A 26,984-nucleotide genomic window follows, 5' to 3' on the forward strand; every position below is an offset into this window, starting at 1 on the left:
CATGGCGGCTGCAGCACGACCGCCCCGGATCGGTATCGTCGCGGGTGAAGCTTCGGGTGATCTGCTCGGCAGCCACCTGATCACAGCCCTGAAGGCGCATCGCCCGGATATCGAATTTGTTGGTATCGCCGGACCAAAAATGATTGCGGCAGGCGCACGCAGCCTGTTTCCGATGGAAAAGCTCTCGGTGAATGGCTATGTTGAGGTGCTGCGCCACCTGCCGGAAATCCTCGGCATCCGGCGCAAGCTCAGGCGCGCCCTTCTGGCTGATCCGCCCGACTTGTTCATCGGCATCGACGCACCCGATTTCAACCTCGCTCTCGAGGCCCATCTCAAGGCGCGCGGCATTCCTACGCTGCATTATGTGAGCCCGTCCATTTGGGCATGGCGCGGCGAGCGCATCAGAAAAATCGCGCGGGCAGTTTCGCATATGCTGGTGGTATTCCCGTTCGAGGAGGCTATTTATCGCAAGGCGGGTATTCCGGTCACGTATGTGGGACATCCGCTGGCTGATATGCTGCCCGATGATCCCGATCGTGACGAGATGCGCGAACGGCTTAAACTGCCTCATCAGCAACCGATCGTAGCGATGTTGCCAGGCAGTCGTGTGGGCGAACTGGCGCATCATGCGCAGTTGTTTGTCGATACCGCCCGCCTGATCCATTCCCGGCACCCTGAGGTTCATTATCTGGTGCCGCTGCTCAGCCGCGCTACGCGCAATATTTTTGAACGTGCATTGGGCAGTAGTGAAACCATGTTGCCTGTCCGCATCATGGTAGGTCATGCTGATTACGCCATGACAGCGGCGGATGTTGTGCTGGTTGCGTCCGGCACGGCCACACTCGAGGCCGCTTTGCTCAAGCGTCCGATGGTCATCACCTACCGGGTGCCCAAACTGACTGCCTATCTCATGCGCCGCAAAGCCTATCTGCCCTGGGTAGGACTGCCCAATATCCTCGCCAATCGCGATGTGGTACCCGAGCTTGTGCAGGAAAATGCCACGCCGGAAAAGCTTGCGGACGCAGTGATTGATTTGCTGTCAGATCAGGATAAGTGTAATGCCATAGAGGCTGAATTTGCTGCGCAGCACGCGGCGCTCAAATGCAATACTGCGGAGCGCATGGCGGAGGCGATATTGCCATTTCTGGAGCGCAGATGAACGGAGCTTTGCTGGTATGCGGGGTGGATGAAGCCGGTCGCGGGCCGCTGGCAGGTGCCGTATTTGCCGCGGCAGTCATTCTTGATCCGGCGCATCCGATCGCGGGTCTCAATGACTCAAAAAAACTTTCCGCGCGCCGTCGCGAAGCGCTTGAAGTGCTTATTCAGACGCATGCGCTGGCTTGGGCAGTCGGGCAGGCCAGCGTTGCTGAAATTGATCAAATTAATATTTTGCAGGCCACGCTCATGGCCATGAAACGCGCGGTGGAGGCATTGCCGGTAATGCCTTCAGAAGTACTGGTGGATGGGTTGCATTGCCCAACAATACTGATGCCTGCACGTGCCATCGTCAGGGGCGACGCTTCTGAACCGGCCATCTCGGCGGCTTCCATTCTCGCCAAAACGGCACGTGATCGTGATTTGATGCGATTGCATCATATTTATCCGGAATACGGTTTTGACCGTCACAAAGGGTATCCAACGCCAGAGCACCTTGCAGCACTGGCAAAACATGGTGTCACAATCGAACATCGTCGTAGCTATGCGCCAGTGCGGCGCTGTATGTTGACCACAGAATCCCGGATAATTCCCGGATAAGCTGACAAACACGGTTGCATGTGTGTAGGCTGTGCGGATCATTTTTTATAATCAAGGAGACCAGTCATGATATTTGCCAAATTTTTGCATATTCTCGGCTTCACCATCTGGGTAGGTGGTATGTTTTTTGCCTATATGGCCCTACGGCCAATAGCCGCAACGCGGCTCGAACCGCAACAGCGTTTGCCGCTATGGGAAGGTGTATTTGGCAAGTTTTTTCCATGGGTGTGGTTGTGCGTGGCCGTCATATTGGGTAGTGGCCTCTTTATGATGGCGCAACTGGGCAAACCGCCCATGTATGTATCCGCCATGTTCGGTCTTGGCATTGTCATGATGCTGCTATTCGCTCACGTTTTCTTTGCGCCTTTCCGGCGTTTAAAACGGGCAGTTGCCGCGCAGGACTGGCAGGCCGGTGGTGCGGCGTTAGGGCAGATACGCATGCTGGTGGGGATTAATCTAAGCCTGGGATTGCTGACAATCGTGGCCGGTAGCCTGGGTGTGTTGCTTGGTTAGACAAGGCAGCCTTGCCTTATAGTCTGGCTTCTTTCCCCCACAGGTGCTGCATGCTGAAACGGACATCCGCCTGGCTGGGGTAGAGCGCTTCCCGAATGGCGAAGAGTGTTTTAGACGTATCGCGCTGAATCGGAAATGACAAGGGAGCGCCACCTGGCGCAAGCAATGCATGCACTATCGGAGCGGATACCTGATGGCCTTTGCGAGTGACTACGCCGATCTCGCCGTTTAGCAGGCGTACATGCGTGCCCGGGGGATACATTCCGAGTTCATGAATAAAGAAGGGCGCCAGATTCTTGTCTATGGTTTTGCTTTCTTCGAAGAACAGGCCGCGCAGGGCCGCAGGAGGGAGCAGAGGTTGCCGATAGGTACGGCCGGTTACACGGGCGCAATAACGATCCGCTAATGAAATGATCTTGGCATTCTGTGAAATTTCCGGGCCTTTCAGGCCATGAGGATAACCACTACCATCTTCATTCTCATGATGCTGCAGTACACAGGTCAACCAGTCTGGATGATCGATCCCGGCCTGTTGCAATAAACGCACCCCCTCTTGCGGATGCTTTTTGACTATTGCCATTTCCTGCTCGGTTAAAGGCCCCTGTTTTTCCTGAAAGTGATCATGTTGACGGAGCATGCCGATATTCATCGTCAGTGCAGCAGCCACGATAATCTTAACCTCGTCCGGACTTTTTTTCATTACCTGGGCGACAAGCAGGGAAACCAGCGCTGTATCCATCGAATGTCGTCCGGCATAGGTAGTAACGCTCTGGTTAAGCAAAATACAGGCAATCGCGATATCAGGATTCAGGTTGGCCGCGTAAATGACGGTTTTGGCTACTTCAAGAATTTTGGTGGTGGCATCGGTTTCCGTATGCAGGCCGAACAACAGGCTTTCCAGACGTTTGTGGGCAAGATTGATAAAGCGTAATACGGATGGCAGTTCCGGAACTTTGGCTACAGTTAGAGGCGCCTCGGTTTGCTTGTGCGGCAGATCAATAAACAAGCCGCGTGACACCAGCGATTCCAGCAAGTGGGTATTGTCAATGACATGGCCACGACTAAGCAATAGATGTCCCGTAGTATCAAAGACGTCCCATTGCAAAGGCTCCCCGAGTACCATGTCCTGCATGCTGATACGGCGTTTATTCATGAAGGCCTCCTAATATCGATGGCTATGTGCCCTGTGCATATTCCTCATTAGAGGGACGGTCATGTAGTAATGGTAGCAAAACTAGAGGTTTTAGTAGCTTATGAACAACAGCATTTTATTTGTCCTGCTTCAAGGGTTGCTATGGTGTCGTCTGAAAGGGGCTGGTTGGCAGGATATATTTGCCAGTGCCGTAACGAATAGATTGAAAAGCCGGGCTTATATGCGATGAACACACCGGGTGAGGCCCGAATGTGTTCTGCTTGGGATGCGTGAACCGGCAGAGTCTTGACGCGCTGAATCCCCGATTGAATGCAGGGTTAAACGTCGGCGTGAATAACAGGTCGTTGCAGGCAAGAATATGTTGCGCGTCAGTAACCCGTTTGTGAACTGTGCGGCAATTCACCGACTTCACCGAAAAAGCTCCACAGCAGATGGGCGACAACCTCAGGCGCAATCACGGTATGGCGATTGTTGGTTTCCTGGAGACGGACACGCAAATCCTTGCGCAATTGTGCATTACCCGTCAGGTCGAAAATAATGTCCACCTTGTCGCCGAGGTCGATTACCTCAAGCGCGTCACGAAAAACAGGAATATGGCTGTGCACAAAACCCATCGCAACGGGAGATTCCAGGTCTTTACTGGCAACGGCGACAATTTCCACATTGGCGTGCTCCTCCTGAATTTTTTCCAGGAAGTTTTCCGCGAAGATTTCTCCAACGTTGCCTAAACCGAGTAATGCGACTCTGACTTTATGACTCATGGTTGTGTCCTCTTGTTGTAATATGAATTTATGTTTTGAAGATACCGCAACAGGCTGGTGCTAGCAAGCGAAAGAAATATGAGCAGAATCAGCCGTATTTAAATGGATTGAAAATCGATTTTCTCACTCATTCATTGGACTGTGCTGTTTGGTCGGATTGCATTCATTGTGCTTCAATCACGCGGGCCGGGGAGCCGGGTTCGGGTGAGGCTAAACAGTCGCAGCGCCCTGGGCTTCAGCAACCCAGTCAGGACGAGTCAAATGCCGCAGCGAAGCAGTGTGCGGTTACCCAGACGGCTACCGGGCTGGGCAGGCGTAATGAGGGATATTTTCATATTTGCTGATGATACCTTGAGCTACAATACTTGCTGAAACTTATCGATCGCGCTGATGCGACATGACCGAAACCATTTCCTCGCCGCAAAACCCGCGCTTCAGGCATATTAAAAAACTCGCCGAATCGACCGTCGCGCGCCGTGAATATGGTCAAATTGTGCTGGATGGCGAACATTTGCTGACGGCAGCCATGGATGCAGGTCTACAACCAGACTTACTGATTACGACACCCGCTACGTCCAACCACCCTTTGCTATCGCGTTGTGCCGCAGTGGAGCGGATGACGTTTTCACAAGCTTTGTTCAATGCGCTGTCACCGGTTAAAACCCCGACCGGGATACTGGCGTTGATTGCCATTCCCCGATCACCTCCACCTGTCAAAACGAATTTCTGCGTGCTGCTGGAAGCGATCCAGGACCCCGGCAATCTTGGTGCCATGCTGCGCAGTGCGGCGGCAGCGGGCGTCGGCGCGGTGTATCTTTCCTCTGGTTGTGCCGATGCCTGGTCCCCCAAGGTGCTGCGCGGCGGCATGGGGGCGCACTTTGCGACCCATATTATCGAAAATGCCGACCTGCCCGCCGTAGCACAGGCCTTTCCCGGCGCAGTATGTGCTGCCACACTGGGTGCTGCGCACAACCTGTATCAAACCGATTTGCGCGGTGCGGTGGCGTTTGCGGTGGGTAATGAAGGTGCCGGTCTGTCCGCTGAATTGCGTGCTGCGGCAGGCGTAGAATTCATTATTCCGATGCCGGGCCGGATAGAGTCCCTCAACGCGGCAGCTGCACTGGCGGTATGCCTGTTCGAACGGGTACGGCAGGCAGGATAATTCATATCTTTGCTCGCGGAATAAACACACGCTGTGCTGACCGGGCTACACTGGTGCAGCATGTAGCCGCCCTGTTTTTCCTGGGTGCTTTGCTGCCGCACAATTTGAGGATATAAGCATGAATCAGCCTTACATCATCGATTTTACCCAACTCAAGCTCACCGATATTCCTCGCGTGGGCGGCAAAAACGCCTCTCTGGGCGAAATGATCGGTAACCTGTCCAACGCTGGCGTCAACGTGCCGGGAGGCTTTGCTACCACAGCGCAGGCATTCCGTGATTTTCTCGATTTCAATAACCTGACTGCGCGTATCAGTGATGCCCTGGGCAAGCTTGATGTAGCTGATGTGACGCAGCTTGCGGCGACCGGCAAGGAAGTGCGTAGCTGGGTGGCGCAGAGCCCGTTGCAGCCGGCTCTGGAAGCGGCCATCCGCGCTGCCTGTGCGGAACAGGGCGATGTGCCGGTGGCGGTGCGTTCCTCCGCCACCGCAGAGGATCTGCCCAACGCCTCGTTTGCCGGACAGCAGGAAACCTATCTCAACATCCAGGGTGCGGATAATGTTCTCGCCGCCATCCGCCTGGTGTTTGCTTCCTTGTATAACGACCGCGCCATCGCCTATCGCGTGCATCAGGGTTTCGAGCATGACCAGGTGGCGTTGTCCGCCGGGGTGCAACGCATGGTGCGCTCGGATCTGGAGTGCTCCGGGGTGATGTTCACTCTCGATACCGAATCGGGCTTCGACGGCGTGGTGTTCATCACCGCCGCCTACGGGTTGGGAGAAACCGTGGTGCAGGGCCAGGTCAACCCGGACGAATATTACGTGCACAAGCCCACCCGCGCCGTAATACGGCGCACGCTGGGCAGCAAGGCGGTCAAAATGACTTTCGGTGCAGGTCAGAATGCGACCAATGCCACGCAAGTGATCGAGGTGCCCGAGGCTGAGCGGCGCCGCTTTGCGTTGACGGACAGCGATGTGCTGGCGCTTGCGGACCAGGCCATGGCCATTGAGCAGCACTATGGCCGCCCGATGGATATCGAATGGGCTAAAGATGGTGTAACCGGTGAGTTGTTTATCGTGCAGGCGCGCCCGGAAACCGTTAAGGCGCGTGCCGGCACCACGCAAACACGTTTCGCGCTGAAACAGCATTCGCGCATCCTGACCCAGGGTCGCGCCATCGGCAGCCGCATCGGCCAGGGCGTGGTGCGCAATATCGCCAGCCCGGCTGAAATGGCACGCGTGCAAAAGGGCGACGTGCTGGTCACCGACATGACCGACCCGGACTGGGAACCGGTGATGAGAGTGGCATCGGCCATTGTCACCAATCGCGGCGGCCGCACTTGCCACGCCGCGATCATTGCGCGCGAGCTCGGCATCCCTGCCGTAGTGGGTGCGGAGGGTGCAACCACCAGTCTGGCGGACGGCACCGAAGTGACAGTATCTTGCGCCGAGGGCGATACCGGCTTCGTGTACGAAGGCAGGCTGGAAGTTGAAGTGACCGAGGTTACCCTGGGAAATCTGGCCGAGCCGCCTGTCAAAATCATGATGAACGTAGGCAATCCGGAGCGCGCCTTCGACGCCAGCCAGTTGCCCAACCACGGTGTCGGTCTGGCGCGGCTGGAGTTCATTATCAATAACCAGATCGGCATCCATCCGCGCGCTGCGCTGGACTATCCCAATGTGCCGCCCGATGTCCGCGCGGTATTGGAGGACAAGAGTGCGGGTTACGGCGATCCGGTGAATTTCTATGTGGAAAAACTCGCCGAGGGCGTGGCTACGCTGGGTGCCGCATTCTGGCCCAAGCCGGTGATCGTGCGCCTGTCCGATTTCAAGTCGAATGAATACGCCAACCTGCCCGGCGGCCGCGCCTACGAGCCGGTCGAAGAAAACCCCATGCTCGGCCTGCGTGGCGCCGCACGCTATGTCTCGCCCCTGTTCCGCGACGCCTTTGCGCTGGAATGCCGCGCCGTAAAAAAAGTGCGCGAGATCATGGGGCTGACCAACGTGGAATTGATGATCCCGTTCGTGCGCACCGTGGACGAAGCCCGCGCCGTGGTCGAAGCGCTGGCGCACAATGGCCTCAAGCGCGGAGAGCGGGGTCTGCGTCTGATCATGATGTGCGAGGTGCCCTCCAACGTGATTCTGGCGCACGATTTCCTGCAATACTTCGACGGCTACTCCATCGGTTCCAACGACCTGACCCAGTTGACCCTGGGGATCGATCGCGACTCATCCCTGGTCGCCGCCAGCTTCGACGAACGCAACCCGGCGGTGAAAGCGCTGCTCTCGCAAGCCATCGGCGCCTGCAAGCAGGCCGGCAAATACGTCGGCATCTGCGGTCAGGGGCCGTCCGACCACCCCGATCTGGCTGACTGGCTGGTCGCCCAAGGCATTGATTCCTTATCACTGAATCCGGATACGGTGCTGGAAACCTGGGAGCGGTTGGGGCGGCGCTGAGCCTGGGGTGCTTTGGTATCTAAATATGCCGCAGCCTGGATGATAGGCTCGTTTCTAAGGTGATTCCTTATTCTTGGTGTGTGGAGGGTAATTACTTAGCTTCGCAATTGTTCGAGCGTCCGCTTTACGCTAAAATTCAGCATTACCTGCGCCGTAAATCAACATGACCCGTTATATCTTCGTTACTGGCGGTGTGGTTTCTTCCCTGGGCAAGGGAATCGCCGCCGCCTCTCTCGCCGCCATTCTTGAATCGCGCGGTATGCAAGTCACCATGATGAAGCTGGATCCATACATCAACGTGGACCCCGGCACCATGAGCCCGTTTCAGCACGGGGAGGTGTTCGTCACCGAGGACGGGGCGGAAACCGACCTTGATCTTGGTCACTACGAGCGCTTTACCCATGCCCACATGAGCAAGCGCAACAACTTCACCACCGGCCAGATCTACGAGTCGGTGATCAAGAAGGAGCGGCGCGGCGAATATCTGGGCGGCACGGTGCAGGTCATCCCGCATATCACCGACGAGATCAAGCTGCATATCCGCAACGGCGCGGCGGGGGCCGAGGTGGCCATTGTCGAGATCGGCGGGACGGTGGGCGACATCGAATCACTGCCTTTCCTCGAGGCGATCCGCCAGATGGGCTTGCAAGAGGGGCGCAACAATACCTGTTATATCCACCTCACGCTGGTGCCGTATCTGGGCAAGGCGGGCGAGGTGAAGACCAAACCCACTCAACACTCGGTGAAAGAGTTACGCGAAATCGGTATCCAGCCGGATGTGGTGCTATGCCGCGGCGATCGACCGCTGCCCGACGAGGAGCGCCGCAAGATCGCGCTGTTCACCAACCTGGAGCCGGGTGCGGTGGTGTCCGTGCACGATGTGGACAGCATCTACAAGATTCCTGAAATGCTGCGCGAGCAAGGCATGGACGAGATTGTCTGCCGCAAGTTCGGCATCACGCCGCCGCCCGCCGACCTGTCCATGTGGAACGGACTGGTGGAGGCGCTGGAGCATCCGCAGCACGAGATCGATATCGCCATGGTGGGCAAGTACGTGGGGCTGACCGAGTCGTACAAATCCCTGTCCGAGGCGCTGATCCATGCCGGGATTCATACCCGCACCCATATCAATATCCACTACCTGGATTCCGAGCAGATCGAGAAGGACGGTATCGGTTGCCTGACCGGCATGGATGCCATCCTGGTGCCGGGCGGTTTCGGCAAACGTGGCGTCGAAGGCAAGATTGCCGCGATCCGGTACGCACGTGAAAACAGGGTGCCGTACCTGGGCATCTGTTTGGGCATGCAGCTTGCCGTGATTGAGTATGCGCGTCACAAGGCGGGCATGGCGGATGCTCACAGCACCGAATTCGAGCCGGCCACCACGCACCCTGTCGTGGCGTTGATTTCCGAATGGAAAGACGCCGCGGGCCAGGTGGAAACGCGCAGTGAAGACTCCAATCTGGGCGGCACCATGCGCCTGGGCGGGCAGGTGTGCAAGCTTGAAGCAGATTCGCTCGCGCAGCATGTTTACGCGGCCAATGAAATTACCGAACGTCATCGCCACCGCTATGAAGTCAACAACGCGCTGCTGCCGCAATTGCAGCAGGCCGGGCTTAAAGTGAGCGGTTTGTCGGCCAGTGACGGGCTGTGCGAAATGGTGGAATTGCCCGATCACCCATGGTTCATCGGCTGTCAGTTTCATCCAGAATTCACTTCTACGCCGCGTGCCGGCCATCCGCTGTTCAAGGCGTTTGTCGAGGCGGCGCTTACCCATCAGCAGTCTGCAGCAGGAAAATACGCTGCTGTAGCAGGAGAAACAGTATGAAACTGTGCGGGTTTGAAGCAGGACTGGATCAGCCGCTATTTCTGATCGCCGGTCCTTGTGTGGTGGAATCGCGCCAGATGGCGATGGACACGGCAGGGGCCTTGAAGGAAATTTGTGCCGAGCTGGGCGTGCCGTTCATCTACAAATCGTCTTATGACAAGGCCAATCGGAGTTCCGGCGCTTCGTTCCGCGGGCCGGGCATGAGCGCGGGGCTGCAGATTCTGGCGGATGTAAAAAAAGAAATCGGGGTGCCAGTACTGACCGACGTGCACAGCATCGAGGAAATCGCCGAGGTGGCTGCGGTGGTGGATGTGTTGCAAACGCCCGCCTTCCTGTGCCGCCAGACCGATTTCATCCACGCCGTGGCGTGCGCGGGCAAGCCGGTGAATATCAAGAAAGGCCAGTTTCTCGCCCCTTGGGACATGAAGAACGTGGTGGACAAGGCGCGTGCTGCCAATGGCGGGCAGGACAACATCATGGTGTGCGAACGTGGCGTGTCGTTCGGCTACAATAATCTGGTATCGGACATGCGCTCACTCATGGTGATGCGTGAAACTGCCTGCCCGGTGGTGTTCGATGCCACGCATTCGGTGCAGTTGCCTGGAGGACAAGGGAATGTCTCCGGTGGTCAGCGTGAATTCGTGCCGGTACTGGCGCGCGCTGCGGTAGCAGTAGGCGTCGCCGGACTGTTTGCAGAAACTCATCCCGACCCATCCAAGGCGCTATCGGACGGACCCAATGCCTGGCCGCTGGGATTGATGAAAGAATTGCTGTATACGCTGAAGGAAATGGATGCGCTGGTCAAACAGCGTGGATTTGTTGAAAACAAAGTGAAATAAGCTGCGTATAACGTAGCCATTAAATGAACAAGGAAAATAAATGAGTGCCATTGTTGACGTTATCGCCCGCGAGATTCTGGATTCACGCGGCAATCCGACTGTAGAAGCCGATGTGTTGCTGGAATCGGGCGTCATGGGACGCGCTGCCGTGCCGTCCGGCGCATCCACCGGCAGCCGCGAAGCGATCGAGCTGCGCGACGGCGATGCCCAGCGCTACCTGGGCCGCGGCGTGTTGCGCGCGGTGGAAAACGTCAATACCGAAATCTGCGAGGCCATCATCGGTCTGGATGTGGAAGAACAGCATTTCATTGACCGCACCATGATCGAACTGGATGGCACGGAAACCAAGTCGCGCCTTGGCGCCAATGCGATCCTGGCGGTGTCGATGGCGGTGGCGCGTGCGGCGGCGGAAGAATCCGGCCTGCCGTTGTACCGCTATCTGGGTGGTGCGGGCCCGATGCAGTTGCCGGTACCGATGATGAATATCATCAACGGCGGCGCGCACGCCAACAATAATATCGATATGCAGGAATTCATGATTATCCCGCTTGGCGCCCCCAGCTTCCGTGAAGCGCTGCGTTATGGCGCGGAAGTGTTTCATGCGCTGAAAAAACTGCTTGATGGCCTTGGCATGACGACCACCGTAGGTGACGAAGGCGGTTTTGCGCCCAATCTGGAATCCAACGAAGCTGCATTGAAGCTCATCGTGCAGGCGATTGAAAAAGCCGGTTACGTGCCGGGCACCGACATTGCCATCGGCCTCGATTGCGCTGCCAGCGAGTTCTACAAGGACGGCAAATATCACCTCGAATCCGAAGGGTTGCAACTTTCTTCCGCGCAGTTCACCGACTACCTGGCGAGCTGGTGCGACAAGTATCCCATTATCAGTATCGAAGACGGCATGGCCGAGGATGACTGGGCGGGTTGGGCAGTGCTCAGCACGCGCCTGAAAAAATCCATCCAGCTGGTAGGCGACGATCTGTTCGTCACCAACGCCAAAATCCTCAGTGAGGGTATCCGCCAGGGGATCGCCAACTCCATTCTGATCAAGGTCAACCAGATCGGTACGCTGTCCGAAACATTTGATGCGATCGAGACGGCCAAGCGTGCCGGTTATACTTCGGTGATTTCGCACCGTTCCGGCGAGACTGAGGACACCACCATCGCCGATCTCGCAGTGGCTACCAATGCGCTGCAGATCAAGACCGGCTCATTGTCACGTTCCGACCGCATGGCCAAATACAATCAATTGCTGCGTATCGAAGAAGAACTGGGTGATGCCGCAAGATTTCCAGGCAGGTCCGCTTTTTATCAGATTGGCAACTGAGTCTAATTACGCCCAATGCGCTGGATGACCTGGATTCTGTTATCTTTGCTGCTGGCGTTGCAGTATCCGCTATGGTTTGGCAAGGGTGGCTGGTTTCAGGTATGGAATATGGGCCGCCAGGTGGCCGAGCAAAAGCAGGTTAACGATACCCTGACTGCGCGAAATCTGGCGATGGACGCTGAGGTCATCGACCTCAAGCACGGGCTGGATGCCATTGCCGAACGTGCGCGCAGCGAACTCGGCATGATCCGAAACGACGAAGTGTTTTTTCAGGTATTGAAACCGGGACAGGCACAGCCAGCAGCGCCGTCTCAAAACGGGAATAATAAACAGCAGCCACCACCGGGTGGCGCGGGGGACGGAAAGCAAAGATGAATCCATTGCAAATCAGTCTGATTGCAGCCGCAATCGTGGTGGTCGCAGCGATCGTCCTGTACAACTGGTTTCAGGAAAGAAAATACCGCAAGCAGTCGCGCGAGATGTTTGAATCCCAGCAGGACGTTTTGCTGGATGAACAACAAAACGCCGAATATTATAATGCGGAGCGCATCGAACCTTATCTCGATGAGCGGCCAGTTGATCCGGCAGGCTTTGCGCCAGATACAACAAACCGGCTGGATACACCGGTCGAGCACGCCGTAGCCAGCGCTCATCCACCCGCAATGAATTATCAGTCTGATGCGCCACGCGAATCGCAGCCTGCGCAGTCCGCCACTGCTGAATCAATGCTGAAACACGCTGCGTCTGTGGTGTCTGCCGAACTGCCGCCATCTCCAGCGGATCCGGAGATTGATTTCGAAATCCGCATACATATTGCTGACGCGATCCCTGGCTCGGCCATGACACAATTGCTTGAATCCGGCCGCAGTAGTGGCAAGCCTGTGTACTGGTTGGGCTATAGCCATCTTGCGGGAGCCTGGGAGGAAATTGCAGGCTGGCGTGAGGATGCCTATACGGAGATTGCCATTGCCGTGCAGTTGGCAGACCGTAATGGTGCCGTTAGCGAAGAGCATTTGGTGCAGTTGTGCACATTGGCGCGGCAGCTGGCCAGTCGTTTCAATGGGGTAGCGGAATGCCCGGACATTCCTTCAGCATTGCAGCGTGCCAATGAACTTGATTTGTTCTGTGTGGATGTGGATGTGCTGATCGGACTGAATGTCGTAAGCCGCGACAATGAGGTGTTTGCGGGCAGCAAGATTAGCGAACTGGCACAGCGTGCAAACATGGTACTGGCCGTGGATGGCGTATACCAGTGCCGCAATGCCGATAATGAGGTGATTTACTCGTTGTGCAATCACGAATCCGCCCCGTTTAGCGCAAATGCCGGCGCGTCGTTTACTACCCATGGCGTCACCCTGTTATTTGATCTGCCACGCGTAGCCGATGGCCTGGCAGCATTCGACCGGATGGTCGAACTGGCGCTACAGCTTGGTGAAGCGCTTGGCGGACAATTGGTGGATGACAATATCCGTCCGCTTACCCAGGCGGGTATCGATAAAATCCGTATGCAACTTGACCAAATTTACCAACGCATGCAGGCGCGCGGTATTGCTGGTGGCAGCAAGCGAGCGCTACGATTGTTTGACTGATGGCTGTGCCTGACGAGATTTCCGTACGCGCACATCAGTTGCGCGAACAAATCGAATATCACAATTACCGTTACTATGCGCTGGATGCACCTGTTATTCCCGATGCCGAATTTGACCGCCTGTTGCGTGAACTGCAAGCGCTGGAAAACGAATATCCGCAGCTGGTGACACCCGATTCCCCCACTCAGCGCGTGGGTGTGGCGCCGGTTGCAGTCTTTGCGAAGATTACGCATCGAGCGCCGATGTTGTCGCTGAATAATGCTTTTAACGATGCAGAGATCGAGGCCTTTGATCGTCGTTGCCGCGAGCTGACCAGGCTGCCACAAATCGAATACGCAGTTGAACCTAAGTTTGATGGCCTGGCGATTACCTTGAGTTATGAGCATGGCCGTTTTGTGCGGGGTGCTACGCGCGGCGATGGCTACACCGGCGAGGATGTCACTGCAAATTTGCGCACAATCCGTGCGATTCCGATGCAACTGGGGATCAAACAACCACCGGCTTTGCTGGAGGTGCGCGGGGAGGTACTGATGCTCAAAGCCGACTTCGCGGCGCTGAATGCTGCCCAATGTGAGCGCGGGGAAAAGGAGTTTGCCAATCCGCGCAACGCCGCTGCAGGCTCATTACGTCAACTCGACCCTCGCATCACTGCTACCCGTCGCCTGCATTTTTTCGCTTATGGCATTGGCGCAGCAGATGGCTGGATTACCCCCCAGACCCACGCCGAAATAATGAATCAGCTGCTGGATATGCATCTGCCAATCGCCAGACAGCGCGACGTAGTGCAGGGTGTGTCCGGTCTGCTGGATTTCTACCGCCAGATTGGAAGTGCCCGCGCTCAGTTGCCCTACGACATTGACGGCGTGGTATATAAAATCAATGATCTCATCTTGCAGGAGCAGCTTGGCTTTGTTGCACGTGCACCCCGGTTCGCCATTGCACACAAATTTCCGGCACAGGAAGAGCTGACCAAGGTGATTGGAATCGACGTGCAGGTCGGCCGTACCGGTGCGTTGACGCCGGTGGCGCGGCTTGCTCCCGTTTTTGTCGGCGGCGTGACGGTGACCAACGCAACGCTGCATAATGAGGATGAAATCCGCCGCAAGGACGTGCGCATCGGCGACTGGGTGAATGTGCGTCGCGCGGGGGACGTGATTCCTGAAATTGTGTCTGTGGTCATGGAGCGCCGCCCAACTGACACCCGCGAGTTTGTCATGCCCACTACCTGCCCAGTGTGCGGTTCGCACGTGGTGCGCTTGCCGGACGAGGTGGTGACGCGCTGCAGCGGCGGCTTGTATTGTCCGGCGCAGCGCAAGCAGGCACTATGGCATTTTGCCAGCCGCAGGGCGATGGATATCGACGGACTGGGCGAAAAACTGGTCGACCAATTGGTGGATATGGGCATGGTCAACAGTCCGGCCGATCTGTACCGGCTGGGTATGGTGAAACTCGCCAATCTGGAACGCATGGCGGACAAATCCGCTGCCAATCTGCTCGCTGCAATCGAGGCCAGCAAGCACACGACTTTGGCACGATTTATCTATGCACTGGGTATCCGCAATGTGGGTGAACAAACTGCCAGGGATCTGGCGCGCTACTTCGGTAATCTGGATGCGTTGATAGGCGCCGACGAGGCCGTATTGCAGCAGATACCCGATGTGGGACCGGTGGTGGCGCAATCCGTTGCGCAGTTCTTCGTCGAGCCGCATAACCGCACTGTGATCGATATGTTACGTGCCAGCGGGGTGGTTTGGCCGGAGGGCGAGCCGGGCATGCCCACCCAAACCAGCGCAATTGCCGGCAAGACTTTCGTGCTCACCGGTACCTTGCCCAATCTGAGCCGCGACGATGCCAAGGAAAAGATTGCGTCGCAGGGTGGTAAAGTGAGTGGCAGCGTGTCGAAAAAAACCGACTATGTGGTGGCAGGTGTTGATCCGGGCGGCAAATACATCAAAGCGCAAGAACTTGGTGTCAAAATTCTCGATGAAGACGAATTACTGGAATTATTGAGCAGTTTAAAATGAATTTTGTAACCACTATGGAGCCAGCATGACTAACACGATTACCAAAGCAGTTTTCCCAGTTGCGGGTATGGGCACCCGTTTTTTGCCGGCCACGAAGGCCAGTCCCAAGGAAATGCTGCCGATTGTAGACAAGCCCTTGATTCAATATGCGGTGGAAGAAGCCGTTGCGGCGGGCATCACTGATTTGATCTTTATTACCGGCCGCAGCAAACGTGCCATCCCCGATCATTTCGACAAGGCCTACGAGCTGGAAGCCGAACTGGAAGCGCATGGCAAGACCAAGTTGCTGGAATTGGTGCGCGGCATTCTGCCGCCCCACGTGAATTGCATTTACATTCGTCAGTCTGAGGCGCTGGGTCTCGGACACGCGGTGCTGTGCGCAAAACCGGTGGTGCAAAACGAGCCTTTTGCCGTGATCCTTGCCGATGACCTGATCGATGCCGATCCACCGGTGATGAAGCAGATGGTGGATTTATACGACTATTATCAATGCTCATTGCTGGGGGTTCAGAATGTTGCCCGTGAAGAAACCAGTCAGTACGGGATCGTTGCGGCAACGCCGCTCTCCAATGGCTTGCACAAGGTAAGTTCGATTGTGGAGAAGCCCCGTCCGGAGAATGCACCTTCCACGTTAGGCGTAGTTGGGCGTTACATTCTTACCCCACGCATCTTCCATCACATCGAGAACATCCAGCCGGGCGCTGGCGGCGAAATCCAGCTGACCGACGCGATTGCCAGCTTGTTGCAGGAACAGCAGGTACAAGCCTACGAGTTTAAAGGGGTGCGCTACGATTGCGGCAGCAAGCTGGGCTATCTGAAAGCCACGGTGGAATATGCATTGAAGCATGATGAGGTGAGCGAGGAATTCCACGATTACCTGCAAATAAAATATTGTTCGCCGCCGGAAAAATAATCAATTCTGGCATTGGGAAGATGCCGATTTCGGAGATTCATCGAGTATCCGTCATTCTGGTATGAGCTTCGGGTGGTCCGGCGGGTCATTCCGTTGGAAATAACATAATGTAGCGGATGCCTTCAGATAATTTTTGCTATGCCGTTACTGAAGTATCAGCATCTGCTGATGTACTGATTCGACGGACGGGTAATGGTTGAAAAGCGGCTTGTTTGCCGCTTTTATTTTGACGGGACCCACTGTTCCTGAGACTGCGCATCGAACGGAAATTCGCATCACTTGTTGTCTGCTGACGATGATTGAGGGTGATGATCAAATGCGGACGCGCGCGTCTGATTGCTCAAATTTAACCAGGGTATCTTGAAAATAATGCGTAAATTCTTTTTTATGGCGACGTTGCTGTTGTCTTTTAGCGTGCAGGCCGGGAACAGGCTGATGTTTGGAATCAACCCGGGTGCCTATGGGAGTGAAGATCAATTGGTGCTCAAGGATGCGTACCAGCCGCTTGCCGATTATATTGGCAAAGCAGCCGGGATTCAGGTCCGTACCGACATCACGCAAAACTTCAAGGCGATCGATGCGCATGCGGGTACAGGACGATACGATTTGTTGATGGCGCCTACCAACGTCATTGCGCAGGCCTATAAGGAAGCGGGGTATTACCCGGTAGCGAAATTCAAGGATATGCATGCAGTTTTGCTGGTTAACGCGAACAGCCCTTACAGGAACGTAGCCTCGCTTAAAGATTCACGGATCGGCGTGGCGAACCGTAATACGCTGCTGGGTCAATTGGCAGTCAGTTTGTTGCAAAACCAGGGGCTGTTATTGAACCGCGATTTCAAGCGCGTGCAGGAAATAAAGTTTCAGGACACTCTGGTTTCGCTGTTATTGAAAGATGCGGTAGATGTGATTTCCGTTGGCCCAAAAGTGGCTGCAGAAGCATTGCAGGCACATCCTGGAAAATTGCGGATTTTAGCTCAAGCCGAACCTGTTCCGGGCTTTGCAATTTCCTTGTCTCGTGACATGCCGAAAATTCAAGCGAAAAGAATCACTCAGTCATTGCTGACGATAGCCCAGAACGCAAATGGTAAAGCTGCGCTTGCTGACATCACTGTAGGTGGGGGCACAGAAACTACCGGATTAACCAAAACCAATAGCGAGGAATATGTCAAAGCAGACGCATTGCTTGATGCAGCAAAAAAACTTTATCCACCTCCGGCAAAGTAAACTGGCGCATTGGGTCGATCAATCGAGCCAGTTGGGTTTAGCCGATTTACCCGGCATCCTGCATTACAGAATAGCGGTACTCCCGACGGAGGGTTCGACAGCGCTGTCGAAATCCCAACGCCAGGGACATTCTCTTCAGATAATTTCATTTTTGTCGTTAATCGGTTTGTAGCATGCGCTCTGCGAAATACGGGGCTGATCAGATATTCCGCCTGGTAGAGTTGGCAAGTGGCATGTTTGCTGCTTTTATCCCGTGTGCCGAAGACCAAACGCGTCAAAATGGAATCCGGTATTACTGGCTGTCCATCAGGTAGTTTGCGTACGTGATGATCAATGCACTCACCCAACTGGTGCTTGCGTTAAGGTAGCTTATCGCAACGGCCAGGGATGTTCGGATGCACAATACTAAAAGAGGAGTCTGGAGACAATGCGTAAATTATTTTTTATAGTGGCACTGCTGCTGTCTTTTAATTTGCAGGCGGCGGATAGGCTGATGTTTGGCATCAATCCGGGCACTGTTGGAAAAGAAGACCAATGGGTATTAAGGGATTCGTTCCAGCCACTTGCCGACTATATTGGCAAAGCGGCAGGCATTCAGGTGCGTACCGATATCACACAGCGATTCACGGCTATCGATAAGCAGGCGGGGTCAGGACGGTATGACTTGCTGATGGCGCCTACCAATGCGATAGGGCAGGCCCTCAAGCAGGCTGGATACTATCCGGTAGCGAAGTTCAAGGATCTTCATGCGGTTTTTCTGGTCAGGTCGCAAAGCCCTTATCAGACCATCGCTTCTATTAAGGGTTCGCGGATCGGCATGATAAGCCGTAAAACCCTGATGGGGCTGTTGTCGGTCAATTTGTTGAAAAATAATGGGCTTATGCTGGACCGGGATTTCAAGCAATTTCAGGAAATCCAATTTATGGATACATTGACTTCACTTTTGCTGGAAGATGCTGTGGATGTGGTTACCGTTTCGCCAAAATCGGCAATCGATGCCATGAAGGCGCATCCCGGGAAGCTGCGTATTTTGGCTACAACCGACCCCGTTCCGGGTTTTGCGATTGCCTTGTCTCCTGACATGCCGCAGGCTCAGGCGAAAAAAATCACCGAGGCATTGCTGACTATAGGCGATAACCCCAGTGGAAAGGCTGCGTTGGCGGACATCCAGGTGGGCGGCGGCTCAGGAGAAACCCATTTGACCAAGACCAGCAGCGCAGAATATGCCAAGGCAATGGTATTGATCAATGCCGCGAAAAAGCTGTTCCCTCCATTGACCAAATAACCGGATACTCGATTCCGCCCGGTTACGTTGCAACAATGCGCTGATTGAGCAGCCTGCGGGCTTCGAGCATTATTTCTGATGCGGTTAGCCCCACTGGCCCGATATCCTGCAGCACCAAATTATCTGCAGCAGCACCATGCAGGTAAACGGCAAGTTGTAGTGCGGAAAAAGGAGGGACGTGCTGTGCGAGCAAGGCCGCCAGCATGCCTGTCAGCACATCACCCATCCCTGCGCTGCTCAAGCCCGGATTACCGGTGGAGTTGATACGCCAGGTCTGGTCTGGTGCCGCGCAAATACTGCGCGCGCCCTTTAACACGACCCAGGCACGGTACTTTTCGGCCAGCTGCAATGCTGCCGCCGGGCGATCATGCTGAATGGTTTGGATGCTACAGTCCAGCAGCCGTGCAGCTTCACCCGGATGCGGGGTGAGTAACGCGGGGGCGGTACGCTGATATACCCGCTTTTTCAGGTTCGGTGATTCGGCAAGCAGATTCAGGGCGTCCGCATCCAATACCAGAATGGACGGGCTTTGCAGCGCGGCTTCCAGTAATTGGCCAGCGTGTTCCGAGCACCCCAGGCCAGGGCCGACGGCCAGCACGGTTAACGATACGCCGAGCAGCTGAGATGGTTCAAGTAGCATCACTTCCGGCTGCATGATATCGATGGCCAGCGTCTTGCATAGGCTGGCTGCGTAGACTTTGCCTGCACCCAGATGAAGTGCTGCACGGGCCGCCAGCAATACTGCGCCCGTCATGCCCTGGGCCCCGCCGAGGATCCCGGCGTTGCCGAAGTCGCCCTTGTGGTTTTCCGGTGCCCGCGGGGGCAGGGCGTTGAGGATATCTTTATTGATCAAGCCGCCGTCCGGAAACGGCTCTGAATTTGGTTTCATGGCTCACCCGGTATGGATAGAAAGACTATACTTGAAGCGTAGCATTCGGATGATAGTAACAAGGAGAATGAAATGAAAATACCTGCCAATGTAAATCCAAATGGTGCCGAAATATTACCTTGTGTCGACGATGCTGAATGCCAAATTACCAGTTGTGCCGTATGCAAGGTTGAAATTCCTGCCTCAGTCGCCTTGAACGAAGAAGGCGCGGATTACATTCAGCATTTCTGCGGGTTGGACTGTCTTGAGACCTGGAAACGCGAGAAAGAGCCGGAATCCCCCGTTGGGCCTGCTGCCTGATTTGGGCGGCCACAGTTAGGGTGCGGGGCTGATTTCGGGTAAAATTCGTTTTTATCCGATGCCCGATTCGCACCATGTCCGAACTGCATAAATTGCGCGGTGGCACCGCGCTATCCCGTTTTCGTCTCGACCAGCTATCCCGATCGCTGCCTGATTACGACTGCATACAAGCGGTATTCTGGCATTTCGTTGAGGTGACAACCGGGCTGGATTCCCTTGAACAGGCAAGGCTGGAGTCCATCCTCACTTACAGCACGCTGTTGCCGGACTTGTCTGACGGTTTGCTTCTACTGGTTACCCCGCGTCCCGGCACCATTTCGCCGTGGTCTTCCAAGGCGACCGACATCGTTCGCCATTGCGGACTGGAGAAAATCTCCCGGATTGAACGCGGCACTGCCTATCATTTCAGCCGCCGCGACGGTGCTGTGTTGACTGCAGAAGACCAGGCGCAGATCGCACCGCACATCCACGACCGCATGACCGAAGCGGTATTCGGCAGCCTGGACGACGCACAGGCACTGTTCCGCCATCTTCCGCCCAAGCCGTTGACCACGGTGGATATTCTCGGCGCCGGCCGCGCGGCGCTGGTGCGCGCCAACAGCGAGATGGGACTGGCATTGTCGGCGGATGAAATCGACTATCTGATGGGCAATTTCACCCGTATCGGGCGCAACCCGACCGATGTCGAGCTGACCATGTTCGCCCAGGCCAATTCAGAGCACTGCCGCCACAAGATTTTCAATGCTGCCTGGGTGATTGACGGCGAGGCGCAACCGCACACGCTGTTCGGCATGATTCGCGAAACCCACGCGCGCCATCCGCAAGGGACCGTGGTGGCGTATTCGGATAATTCCTCGGTGATCGAAGGCGCTGACGTGGCGCGTTTTCATCCGGCGGAAAATGGCCGCTATGTATATCGTGAGGCGCGTACGCACATCCTGATGAAGGTGGAAACGCACAATCACCCCACCGCCATTTCGCCTTTCCCCGGCGCGGCAACGGGTTCGGGCGGCGAGATTCGCGACGAGGGCGCCACCGGTACCGGTTCCAAGCCCAAGGCGGGGTTGTGCGGGTTCTCGGTGTCCAACCTGAACATCCCTGGCAGCCAGCAGCCCTGGGAAACCTATCAAGGCAACACGGGTGGTTACGGCAAGCCCGACCGCATCGCCTCCGCGCTGCAAATCATGATCGACGGCCCGCTCGGCGCGGCGGCGTTCAACAACGAATTCGGCCGGCCTAATCTGGCGGGTTATTTCCGCACTTTCGAGGAAGAATGCGCAGGCGAGATGCGCGGCTACCACAAGCCCATCATGCTGGCGGGCGGGGTGGGCAACATCGACGACGCCCACTGCTTCAAAAAGCAGTTCGCCGCCGGCACGCTGCTGATCCATCTGGGCGGACCTGGCATGCTCATCGGTCTGGGCGGCGGCGCGGCATCCAGCATGGATACCGGCACCAATGCCGAAAACCTGGACTTCGATTCGGTGCAGCGCGGCAATCCGGAAATGCAGCGGCGCGTGCAGGAGGTCATTGACCGCTGCTGGCAGCTGGGTGATGCCAATCCGATTCTGTCCATCCACGACGTGGGTGCGGGCGGTGTTTCCAACGCCATGCCGGAGCTGGTGGACGGCGCCGGACGTGGGGCACGCTTTCAATTGCGCGATATTCCGCTGGAAGAATCGGGCATGGCGCCGCGTGAAATCTGGTCAAACGAATCGCAGGAACGCTACGTGCTGGCGATCGCGCCGGAAAGCCTCGATGCTTTCCGCGCGGTATGCGAGCGCGAGCGCTGCCCGTTCGCCGTGATCGGCGTGGCGACCGAGGATCGTCATCTGAGGGTGGAAGACAGTCTGCTGAGCGCTATGCCGGTGGATATGGATATGTCCGTGCTGCTCGGCAAGCCGCCACGCATGACCCGCGACGTGCAGCGTGTAGTTCGCAGCTTGCCGGTATTGAACACCGATGGCATCGATCTGGCGGAGGCAGCGCTGCGCGTGCTGCGCCTGCCCAGCGTCGCATCCAAGTCATTCCTCATCACCATTGGCGACCGTAGCGTGGGCGGCTACACCGCGCGCGACCAGTTGGTCGGCCCCTGGCAGGTACCGGTTGCGGACGTGGCGGTGACCACCATGGGCTACGCCACCGAGCGCGGCGAGGCCTTTGCTGTGGGCGAGCGCACCCCGCTGGCGTTGATCGATGGCGCCGCCTCCGGGCGCATGGCGGTGGGTGAGGCGCTGACCAACCTGGCCGCCGCGCGCGTGGAAAAAATCGGCGATGTGAAGCTCTCCGCCAACTGGATGGCGGCCGCCGGTTTCCCGGGCGAAGATGCTGCGCTATACGACACGGTCAAGGCTGTGGGGCTGGAATTATGCCCCGCATTGGGCATCAGCATCCCGGTGGGCAAGGATTCGTTGTCCATGCGCAGCGTGTGGGAATCAGACGGCGCGCAGAAATCCGTCACCGCGCCATTGTCGCTGATCATTTCCGCTTTCGCCCCCAGCCCCGATGCGCGGGCCACGCTTACGCCGCAGCTGCGTACCGATCAGGGCGATACCGACCTCATCCTGATCGACCTCGGCTGCGGCCGCAATCGGCTGGGTGGCTCAGCGCTGGCGCAGGTCTACAAACAAGTGGGCGAGGGCTGCCCGGATCTCGATCACCCGGGCCAGTTCAAGGCGTTTTTCGAAACCGTGCAGGCGCTCAATGCCGCTGGTCGCGTGCTGGCCTACCATGACCGCTCCGATGGCGGCCTGTGGGCGGCACTGTGCGAAATGGCCTTCGCCGGCCACTGCGGCATCACTGTGGACGCGGACGAACTGTGCCAGGATCGCTTCCGCGTGCAAGTTGAAGAAGAAGGCATGGATGAAGACGAGGAAGTGATCACCGAGCAAACCGGATACAGCCCGCGCGTGTTTGGTGTGCTGTTCAACGAGGAGCTGGGCGCAGTGTTGCAGGTGAAGCGCGAGCATACCGCCGAGGTCATGCAGACCTTCATAGCGTCCGGGCTGCGCTCCGAGTTCCATATCATTGGAAGTACCAATGGTCGCGACCGCGTGGAAATCGTGCGTAATGAAAAAACCATGCTCGATTTCAGCCGCGCGGAATTACAGCGCGTCTGGAGCGAAACCAGCTACCAGATCCAGCGCTTGCGCGACAATCCGGCTTGTGCCGAGAGCGAATATGCGCAACTGCTGGATGGGGCCAACCCGGGTTTGTCGGCAAAGCTGAGCTTCGACCTCAACGACAACATCGCCGCGCCTTTCATCGGCGGCAGCAAACCGCGCATCGCCATCCTGCGCGAGCAGGGCGTCAACGGCGAAGTGGAAATGGCCGCCGCTTTCGACCGCGCCGGCTTCGAGGCGGTGGACGTGCACATGAGTGACATCATTGCCGGACGCGTGGTGCTGACTGATTTCCGCGGCTTTGCCGCGTGCGGTGGTTTTTCCTACGGCGATGTGCTGGGCGCCGGCGAAGGCTGGGCCAAATCCATCCTGTTCAACCCGCGCGCACGCGATCAGTTCGAAGCATTTTTCAGGCGCGACGACAGCTTCGCGCTGGGCGTGTGCAACGGCTGCCAGATGATGAGCAATCTCAAATCCATCATTCCCGGCGCCGAATACTGGCCGAAATTTATCCGCAACCAGTCCGAGCAGTTCGAGGCGCGTTTCGTCATGGTCGAAGTGCCGGATAGCCCCTCCATCCTGTTCGACGGCATGGCCGGCAGCCGCATGCCGGTGGTGGTCTCCCACGGCGAGGGTTATGCCGATTTCAGCCAGGGGGGCGACTCTGCCCGGGTGATTGGTGCGCTGCGTTATGTGGACAACCACGGCCGTGTGACCGAGACTTATCCGGCGAATCCGAACGGCTCCCCCGGTGGACTGACCGGCGTGACCACTGCCGATGGCCGCTTCACCCTGTTGATGCCGCATCCGGAACGGGTGTTCCGCACCGTACAGCATTCCTGGCATCCGGACGACTGGCGCGAAGACGGTCCGTGGCTGCGGATGTTCCGCAATGGGCGCAAATGGGTTGGATAAGTATGACTGACACCACCAAAGTCATCCCCATCAAACGCTATAGCGCCGAGGAACTTGCCGCGCGCGACCGTGAAATGGCGCTCGACGATACGCGCTGGTATAGCGAAGAGGAACTTGATGAGCTGGATGAGCGTGACCCATTATTAGCTGCGCGTATCGCACAGCGCCAGAACCGCCTGGAAAAATTGCGTCCCTATCAGGCCATCGGTGAAGCCCCGCCGCTAACCGAGGCCGCACTGGTGCAGGTTCTGGAAGAAGCCCGCGCCATCCTGCTGCGCGATGGCGGCGATCTGGAGCTGGTGGAAATCAGCGGCACAGTCGTACGGGTGCGGCTGAAAGGTGCTTGCGTGGGTTGCCCCAACTCAATGCTGGACCTGAAAAATGTGGTGGAGAAAATCGTGCGGCGGACTTTTCCGCAGGTGACTGAAGTGCAAAATACTTATTGAGCGCTGCGCTTGATAAGCGGCCAGGCTCTTAGCTGGGCTGAATCTTGTTTTCGGCGTGGAAGACACCAAAATAACGCGTATCGAAGATGCTAACCTGGCTCTCTCCTACAGACAGTTTTCCGCCGGTGCAGCGTGCGCTGCACGACCCTGCCGGGTTATTGGCGGCGGGTGCGGATCTTTCCCCTGAGCGATTAATCCTGGCCTACAGCCAGGGTATTTTCCCCTGGTACAGTCCGGGTGAGCCGATTTTGTGGTGGAGCCCGGACCCGCGCATGGTGCTGTTTCCACAGGAACTGGTGGTACAGCGTTCACTCGCCAAGGTGTTGCGTAAACGCCAGTATGAAATTCGCGTGGATAGCGCATTTTCAGAGGTGATAGCGGGGTGTTCCAGACCGCGTTCGGGTCAGGAAGGCACCTGGATCAGTAAAGAGATGATCGCAGCTTATACGCGCCTGCACCAGTTGGGTGTGGCACATAGTATCGAGACCTGGATTGACGGCAGGCTGGCGGGCGGTTTGTACGGGATTGCGCTGGGGCGGGCGTTTTACGGTGAATCCATGTTCACGCTGGTGCCGGATGCCTCGAAAACCGCTTTCGTCCATCTGGTGCGGCAATTGCGGCGCTGGAATTTTGGCATCATAGATTGCCAGATGAATACGGCGCATCTGGCGCGTTTTGGCGCACGCGAAATTCCGCGCACAGAGTTTATCGCACAACTGAATAACTTGATAAACTTCCCGGCAGTGCACTCTCCCTGGCACTTCGATCATGACCTTATTGAATGACCTGCCTTTCGCGCGGTTGCAGTTTTACCTGACGTCGCCGTATCCGTGCAGCTACCTGGCCGCGCAAACTGCGCGCTCGCAGGTGGTAACGCCCGCACATCTGGTCGATGACATGGCCTATAGCCAGTTGATTCAATCCGGATTCCGGCGTAGCGGCCTGTTCACCTACCGCCCGCAATGCGGACAATGCCAGGCATGCATACCAGTACGTGTGGTCGTGGATCAGTTCAGCCCGGGCCGTACCCAGCGCCGTATTGGCAAGCGTAATGCAAACCTGGTGGCTGAACCGCGACGGCCCTATTTTGATGCCGCACACTTCAAGCTGTACCAACGTTATCAGGCATCGCGTCATGCCGGTGGCGGCATGGATCATGATGATCGCGACCAGTACGCGCACTTTTTGCTGCAAAGCAATGTGGACACCTACCTGGTGGAATTCCGCGAAGCCGGGCAACTGCGCATGGTCAGCGTGATTGATCAGGTGGAGGATGGCTTGTCAGCGGTATATACGTTTTTTGATCCGGATCTGCCTGAGCGTAGCTTTGGTGTGTATAACGTACTGTGGCAAATCGAACTGGCACGCAGTCTCGGCTTGCCCTATGTGTATCTGGGCTACTGGATCGAAGACAGCCGCAAGATGGCCTACAAGAGCCAATACCAACCGTTGCAAGGATTAATTGATGCAGACTGGCGAATCTTCCCCGCGCCGAAAAATTGAGCCTTTGTGTGGAAAGATCGGCCGTAGTCGTGTCGATCAGGTGATACATGCATTCTATACCCGGCTACGGACGGATCCGGTATTGCATCCATACTTTGACGGCATCGACGATTTTGCTGAACACGAAACGCACATTGCCGATTTCTGGTGGATAGCAATGGGTGGCACCCTGCAACAGCCATGCCAGTTCGACATGCTTGAGCGGCACCGGCCGCTGGGGCTGACGCCGGCGGCCATCGAACGCTGGCTGACATTGTTTGGCGATACCCTGACTGAGAATTTGCCCCCTGATCTTGCCGCACAGTGGCTGCAAATGGCCGGCGCCATCGGCGCCAATCTTGAACGTCACCTGCTGTAAATCCATGGAAACCCAGTCGCGGCTTCGGTCTTCGCTTCACCGCCCTGGGTTCGACCTGCCAACGGGCACGATACAGGTCGAACAGCGCCTGCTTGCTGACCGCTTGTACATCGGTGAGCGTCGTCACCGCATCCATCCGGCGACACGCACTTCACACGCCCTGAGCGTCTCGGGTAGGGCGCCATAGATCGCCTTGTCCATCTATCCGGGACGCTGGAGCCGGAGCCAAATGACCACGTGATTCCGTACTCCCAGCCGCCCAAACGCTCGATAAGTCCCACAGCCAGCCGCGAGCGCGCTTTGCTGTACGCCGCAGTGTTCAGGCTGCCCGGGGCTTGCCCCTGTGCCACCCGGCCGCTCACCCCGCGCGCGACCGCGTCCTGGCAGCTGTGATCCGCGCTCAACACCTGCTCGATAAACAGCATGAGCGTCTGCAGCGGATCATAGATGCGCTGCCGGTAGCGGCCAGCCTCTTCGGCTACCCACTGCCTCAGCAACGGTGCCGGCAGGGCATCGCCCAACACGGTGTCCGCCGTCTGTACAAATCGTGCGCGCAACGGTCGCACCTGTTCGGCAAGATGCCGTTTCTTGATACTATCCATTGACCCTCTTGCGTTATA

At 56.8% G+C, this 26,984-nt stretch carries 24 protein-coding genes; 20 read left to right on the forward strand and 4 right to left on the reverse strand.

The window, feature by feature from the left end:
• Position 1: 1 nt before the first annotated feature.
• From lpxB to ACYCZJ_RS02460, 3 genes are all read left to right on the forward strand, one after another.
• A complete protein-coding gene (gene lpxB, locus ACYCZJ_RS02450; RefSeq protein ID WP_461552632.1) occupies positions 2-1,159 on the forward strand; it encodes a lipid-A-disaccharide synthase in 1,158 nt (385 codons plus the stop codon).
• Positions 1,156-1,755 carry a ribonuclease HII gene (gene rnhB / locus ACYCZJ_RS02455; RefSeq protein WP_461552633.1) on the forward strand — a complete coding sequence of 200 codons (600 nt, stop codon included), beginning with the start codon at positions 1,156-1,158 and terminating at the stop codon, positions 1,753-1,755. The genes lpxB and rnhB overlap by 4 nt, the downstream gene beginning before the upstream one ends.
• Before the next feature lie 66 nt (positions 1,756-1,821).
• A complete protein-coding gene (locus tag ACYCZJ_RS02460) occupies positions 1,822-2,268 on the forward strand; it encodes a CopD family protein (protein WP_461552634.1) in 447 nt (148 codons plus the stop codon).
• A 16-nt stretch (positions 2,269-2,284) separates the two neighbouring features.
• Here the strand turns inward: ACYCZJ_RS02460 and ACYCZJ_RS02465 are convergent, their stop codons facing one another.
• Together ACYCZJ_RS02465 and ACYCZJ_RS02470 are read right to left on the reverse strand one after the other, a co-directional pair.
• The gene (locus tag ACYCZJ_RS02465) at positions 2,285-3,421 is read right to left on the reverse strand and encodes an HD-GYP domain-containing protein (RefSeq protein WP_461552635.1); all 1,137 of its coding nucleotides are present in this window, start codon (positions 3,419-3,421) and stop codon (positions 2,285-2,287) included.
• Positions 3,422-3,789: 368 nt separating this feature from the next.
• A complete protein-coding gene (locus tag ACYCZJ_RS02470; protein WP_461552636.1) occupies positions 3,790-4,182 on the reverse strand; it encodes a hypothetical protein in 393 nt (130 codons plus the stop codon).
• Between the two features lie 397 nt (positions 4,183-4,579).
• Between ACYCZJ_RS02470 and ACYCZJ_RS02475 the strand changes: the two genes are divergently transcribed.
• The 11 genes from ACYCZJ_RS02475 (at position 4,580) to ACYCZJ_RS02525 (ending at position 18,831) form a co-directional block, all read left to right on the forward strand.
• Positions 4,580-5,344 (forward strand): TrmH family RNA methyltransferase, encoded by a 765-nt coding sequence (locus ACYCZJ_RS02475; protein WP_461552637.1) that lies wholly within the window; start codon positions 4,580-4,582, stop codon positions 5,342-5,344.
• A gap of 118 nt (positions 5,345-5,462) precedes the next feature.
• The gene (gene ppsA, locus ACYCZJ_RS02480) at positions 5,463-7,799 is read left to right on the forward strand and encodes a phosphoenolpyruvate synthase (protein WP_461552638.1); all 2,337 of its coding nucleotides are present in this window, start codon (positions 5,463-5,465) and stop codon (positions 7,797-7,799) included.
• Positions 7,800-7,962: 163 nt separating this feature from the next.
• Positions 7,963-9,627: a CTP synthase gene (locus ACYCZJ_RS02485; RefSeq protein ID WP_461552639.1), complete on the forward strand. Its 1,665-nt coding sequence runs from the start codon at positions 7,963-7,965 to the stop codon at positions 9,625-9,627.
• Entirely contained in the window at positions 9,624-10,466 is an 843-nt protein-coding gene (kdsA, locus tag ACYCZJ_RS02490; RefSeq protein WP_461552640.1) for a 3-deoxy-8-phosphooctulonate synthase, read from the forward strand. Before ACYCZJ_RS02485 ends, kdsA begins: the two co-directional genes overlap by 4 nt.
• A 40-nt stretch (positions 10,467-10,506) precedes the next feature.
• Entirely contained in the window at positions 10,507-11,793 is a 1,287-nt protein-coding gene (gene eno / locus ACYCZJ_RS02495) for a phosphopyruvate hydratase (RefSeq protein ID WP_461552641.1), read from the forward strand.
• Positions 11,794-11,817: 24 nt separating this feature from the next.
• Positions 11,818-12,168, forward strand: coding sequence for a cell division protein FtsB (gene ftsB, locus ACYCZJ_RS02500; RefSeq protein ID WP_461552642.1), 351 nt, complete (start codon positions 11,818-11,820; stop codon positions 12,166-12,168).
• Complete coding sequence (locus ACYCZJ_RS02505) at positions 12,165-13,382, forward strand: cell division protein ZipA C-terminal FtsZ-binding domain-containing protein (protein ID WP_461552643.1); 1,218 nt, start codon at positions 12,165-12,167, stop codon at positions 13,380-13,382. Before ftsB ends, ACYCZJ_RS02505 begins: the two co-directional genes overlap by 4 nt.
• Positions 13,382-15,406: an NAD-dependent DNA ligase LigA gene (gene ligA, locus ACYCZJ_RS02510; protein WP_461552644.1), complete on the forward strand. Its 2,025-nt coding sequence runs from the start codon at positions 13,382-13,384 to the stop codon at positions 15,404-15,406. Before ACYCZJ_RS02505 ends, ligA begins: the two co-directional genes overlap by 1 nt.
• A 25-nt stretch (positions 15,407-15,431) precedes the next feature.
• Positions 15,432-16,319 (forward strand): UTP--glucose-1-phosphate uridylyltransferase GalU, encoded by an 888-nt coding sequence (gene galU / locus ACYCZJ_RS02515; protein WP_461552645.1) that lies wholly within the window; start codon positions 15,432-15,434, stop codon positions 16,317-16,319.
• Between the two features lie 336 nt (positions 16,320-16,655).
• Positions 16,656-17,546: a phosphate/phosphite/phosphonate ABC transporter substrate-binding protein gene (locus tag ACYCZJ_RS02520; RefSeq protein ID WP_461552646.1), complete on the forward strand. Its 891-nt coding sequence runs from the start codon at positions 16,656-16,658 to the stop codon at positions 17,544-17,546.
• 427 nt (positions 17,547-17,973) lie between these two features.
• Positions 17,974-18,831 carry a phosphate/phosphite/phosphonate ABC transporter substrate-binding protein gene (locus ACYCZJ_RS02525; protein WP_461552647.1) on the forward strand — a complete coding sequence of 286 codons (858 nt, stop codon included), beginning with the start codon at positions 17,974-17,976 and terminating at the stop codon, positions 18,829-18,831.
• A 22-nt stretch (positions 18,832-18,853) separates the two neighbouring features.
• On the opposite strand, the gene ACYCZJ_RS02530 is transcribed toward ACYCZJ_RS02525, so the two are convergent.
• Complete coding sequence (locus ACYCZJ_RS02530) at positions 18,854-19,720, reverse strand: NAD(P)H-hydrate dehydratase (protein ID WP_461552648.1); 867 nt, start codon at positions 19,718-19,720, stop codon at positions 18,854-18,856.
• 72 nt (positions 19,721-19,792) lie between these two features.
• On the opposite strand from ACYCZJ_RS02530, the gene ACYCZJ_RS02535 reads away from it, so the two are divergent.
• The 6 genes from ACYCZJ_RS02535 to ACYCZJ_RS02560 all read left to right on the forward strand — a co-directional run bounded on the left by ACYCZJ_RS02535 (position 19,793) and on the right by ACYCZJ_RS02560 (position 26,364).
• Positions 19,793-20,020: a DUF3330 domain-containing protein gene (locus ACYCZJ_RS02535; RefSeq protein WP_461552649.1), complete on the forward strand. Its 228-nt coding sequence runs from the start codon at positions 19,793-19,795 to the stop codon at positions 20,018-20,020.
• 74 nt (positions 20,021-20,094) lie between these two features.
• Positions 20,095-24,057 (forward strand): phosphoribosylformylglycinamidine synthase, encoded by a 3,963-nt coding sequence (purL, locus tag ACYCZJ_RS02540; RefSeq protein WP_461552650.1) that lies wholly within the window; start codon positions 20,095-20,097, stop codon positions 24,055-24,057.
• 2 nt (positions 24,058-24,059) lie between these two features.
• Positions 24,060-24,503, forward strand: coding sequence for a NifU family protein (locus tag ACYCZJ_RS02545; protein WP_461552651.1), 444 nt, complete (start codon positions 24,060-24,062; stop codon positions 24,501-24,503).
• Between the two features lie 86 nt (positions 24,504-24,589).
• Positions 24,590-25,288, forward strand: a complete 699-nt coding sequence (aat, locus tag ACYCZJ_RS02550) for a leucyl/phenylalanyl-tRNA--protein transferase (RefSeq protein WP_461552652.1) — start codon at positions 24,590-24,592, stop codon at positions 25,286-25,288.
• Positions 25,272-26,006 (forward strand): arginyltransferase, encoded by a 735-nt coding sequence (locus tag ACYCZJ_RS02555; protein WP_461552653.1) that lies wholly within the window; start codon positions 25,272-25,274, stop codon positions 26,004-26,006. Before aat ends, ACYCZJ_RS02555 begins: the two co-directional genes overlap by 17 nt.
• Positions 25,969-26,364, forward strand: coding sequence for a group III truncated hemoglobin (locus ACYCZJ_RS02560; RefSeq protein WP_461552654.1), 396 nt, complete (start codon positions 25,969-25,971; stop codon positions 26,362-26,364). The genes ACYCZJ_RS02555 and ACYCZJ_RS02560 overlap by 38 nt, the downstream gene beginning before the upstream one ends.
• Here the strand turns inward: ACYCZJ_RS02560 and ACYCZJ_RS02565 are convergent.
• Positions 26,352-26,966, reverse strand: a complete 615-nt coding sequence (locus ACYCZJ_RS02565; RefSeq protein ID WP_461552655.1) for a hypothetical protein — start codon at positions 26,964-26,966, stop codon at positions 26,352-26,354. The two genes, ACYCZJ_RS02560 and ACYCZJ_RS02565, sit on opposite strands and share 13 nt — an antisense overlap.
• Positions 26,967-26,984 lie beyond the last annotated feature (18 nt).

The organism is Sulfuriferula sp. (genome assembly GCF_054605375.1).

What these genes read in the sequence shown, in the direction of transcription:
- lpxB (WP_461552632.1), top strand. Translation starts at nt 2, where the DNA reads ATGGCGGCTGCAGCACGACCGCCCCGGATCGGTATCGTCGCGGGTGAA.
- rnhB (WP_461552633.1), top strand. Translation starts at nt 1,156, where the DNA reads ATGAACGGAGCTTTGCTGGTATGCGGGGTGGATGAAGCCGGTCGCGGG.
- ACYCZJ_RS02460 (WP_461552634.1), top strand. Translation starts at nt 1,822, where the DNA reads ATGATATTTGCCAAATTTTTGCATATTCTCGGCTTCACCATCTGGGTA.
- ACYCZJ_RS02465 (WP_461552635.1), bottom strand. Translation starts at nt 3,421, where the DNA reads ATGAATAAACGCCGTATCAGCATGCAGGACATGGTACTCGGGGAGCCT.
- ACYCZJ_RS02470 (WP_461552636.1), bottom strand. Translation starts at nt 4,182, where the DNA reads ATGAGTCATAAAGTCAGAGTCGCATTACTCGGTTTAGGCAACGTTGGA.
- ACYCZJ_RS02475 (WP_461552637.1), top strand. Translation starts at nt 4,580, where the DNA reads ATGACCGAAACCATTTCCTCGCCGCAAAACCCGCGCTTCAGGCATATT.
- ppsA (WP_461552638.1), top strand. Translation starts at nt 5,463, where the DNA reads ATGAATCAGCCTTACATCATCGATTTTACCCAACTCAAGCTCACCGAT.
- ACYCZJ_RS02485 (WP_461552639.1), top strand. Translation starts at nt 7,963, where the DNA reads ATGACCCGTTATATCTTCGTTACTGGCGGTGTGGTTTCTTCCCTGGGC.
- kdsA (WP_461552640.1), top strand. Translation starts at nt 9,624, where the DNA reads ATGAAACTGTGCGGGTTTGAAGCAGGACTGGATCAGCCGCTATTTCTG.
- eno (WP_461552641.1), top strand. Translation starts at nt 10,507, where the DNA reads ATGAGTGCCATTGTTGACGTTATCGCCCGCGAGATTCTGGATTCACGC.
- ftsB (WP_461552642.1), top strand. Translation starts at nt 11,818, where the DNA reads ATGACCTGGATTCTGTTATCTTTGCTGCTGGCGTTGCAGTATCCGCTA.
- ACYCZJ_RS02505 (WP_461552643.1), top strand. Translation starts at nt 12,165, where the DNA reads ATGAATCCATTGCAAATCAGTCTGATTGCAGCCGCAATCGTGGTGGTC.
- ligA (WP_461552644.1), top strand. Translation starts at nt 13,382, where the DNA reads ATGGCTGTGCCTGACGAGATTTCCGTACGCGCACATCAGTTGCGCGAA.
- galU (WP_461552645.1), top strand. Translation starts at nt 15,432, where the DNA reads ATGACTAACACGATTACCAAAGCAGTTTTCCCAGTTGCGGGTATGGGC.
- ACYCZJ_RS02525 (WP_461552647.1), top strand. Translation starts at nt 17,974, where the DNA reads ATGCGTAAATTATTTTTTATAGTGGCACTGCTGCTGTCTTTTAATTTG.
- ACYCZJ_RS02530 (WP_461552648.1), bottom strand. Translation starts at nt 19,720, where the DNA reads ATGAAACCAAATTCAGAGCCGTTTCCGGACGGCGGCTTGATCAATAAA.
- ACYCZJ_RS02535 (WP_461552649.1), top strand. Translation starts at nt 19,793, where the DNA reads ATGAAAATACCTGCCAATGTAAATCCAAATGGTGCCGAAATATTACCT.
- purL (WP_461552650.1), top strand. Translation starts at nt 20,095, where the DNA reads ATGTCCGAACTGCATAAATTGCGCGGTGGCACCGCGCTATCCCGTTTT.
- ACYCZJ_RS02545 (WP_461552651.1), top strand. Translation starts at nt 24,060, where the DNA reads ATGACTGACACCACCAAAGTCATCCCCATCAAACGCTATAGCGCCGAG.
- aat (WP_461552652.1), top strand. Translation starts at nt 24,590, where the DNA reads ATGCTAACCTGGCTCTCTCCTACAGACAGTTTTCCGCCGGTGCAGCGT.
- ACYCZJ_RS02555 (WP_461552653.1), top strand. Translation starts at nt 25,272, where the DNA reads ATGACCTTATTGAATGACCTGCCTTTCGCGCGGTTGCAGTTTTACCTG.
- ACYCZJ_RS02560 (WP_461552654.1), top strand. Translation starts at nt 25,969, where the DNA reads ATGCAGACTGGCGAATCTTCCCCGCGCCGAAAAATTGAGCCTTTGTGT.
- ACYCZJ_RS02565 (WP_461552655.1), bottom strand. Translation starts at nt 26,966, where the DNA reads ATGGATAGTATCAAGAAACGGCATCTTGCCGAACAGGTGCGACCGTTG.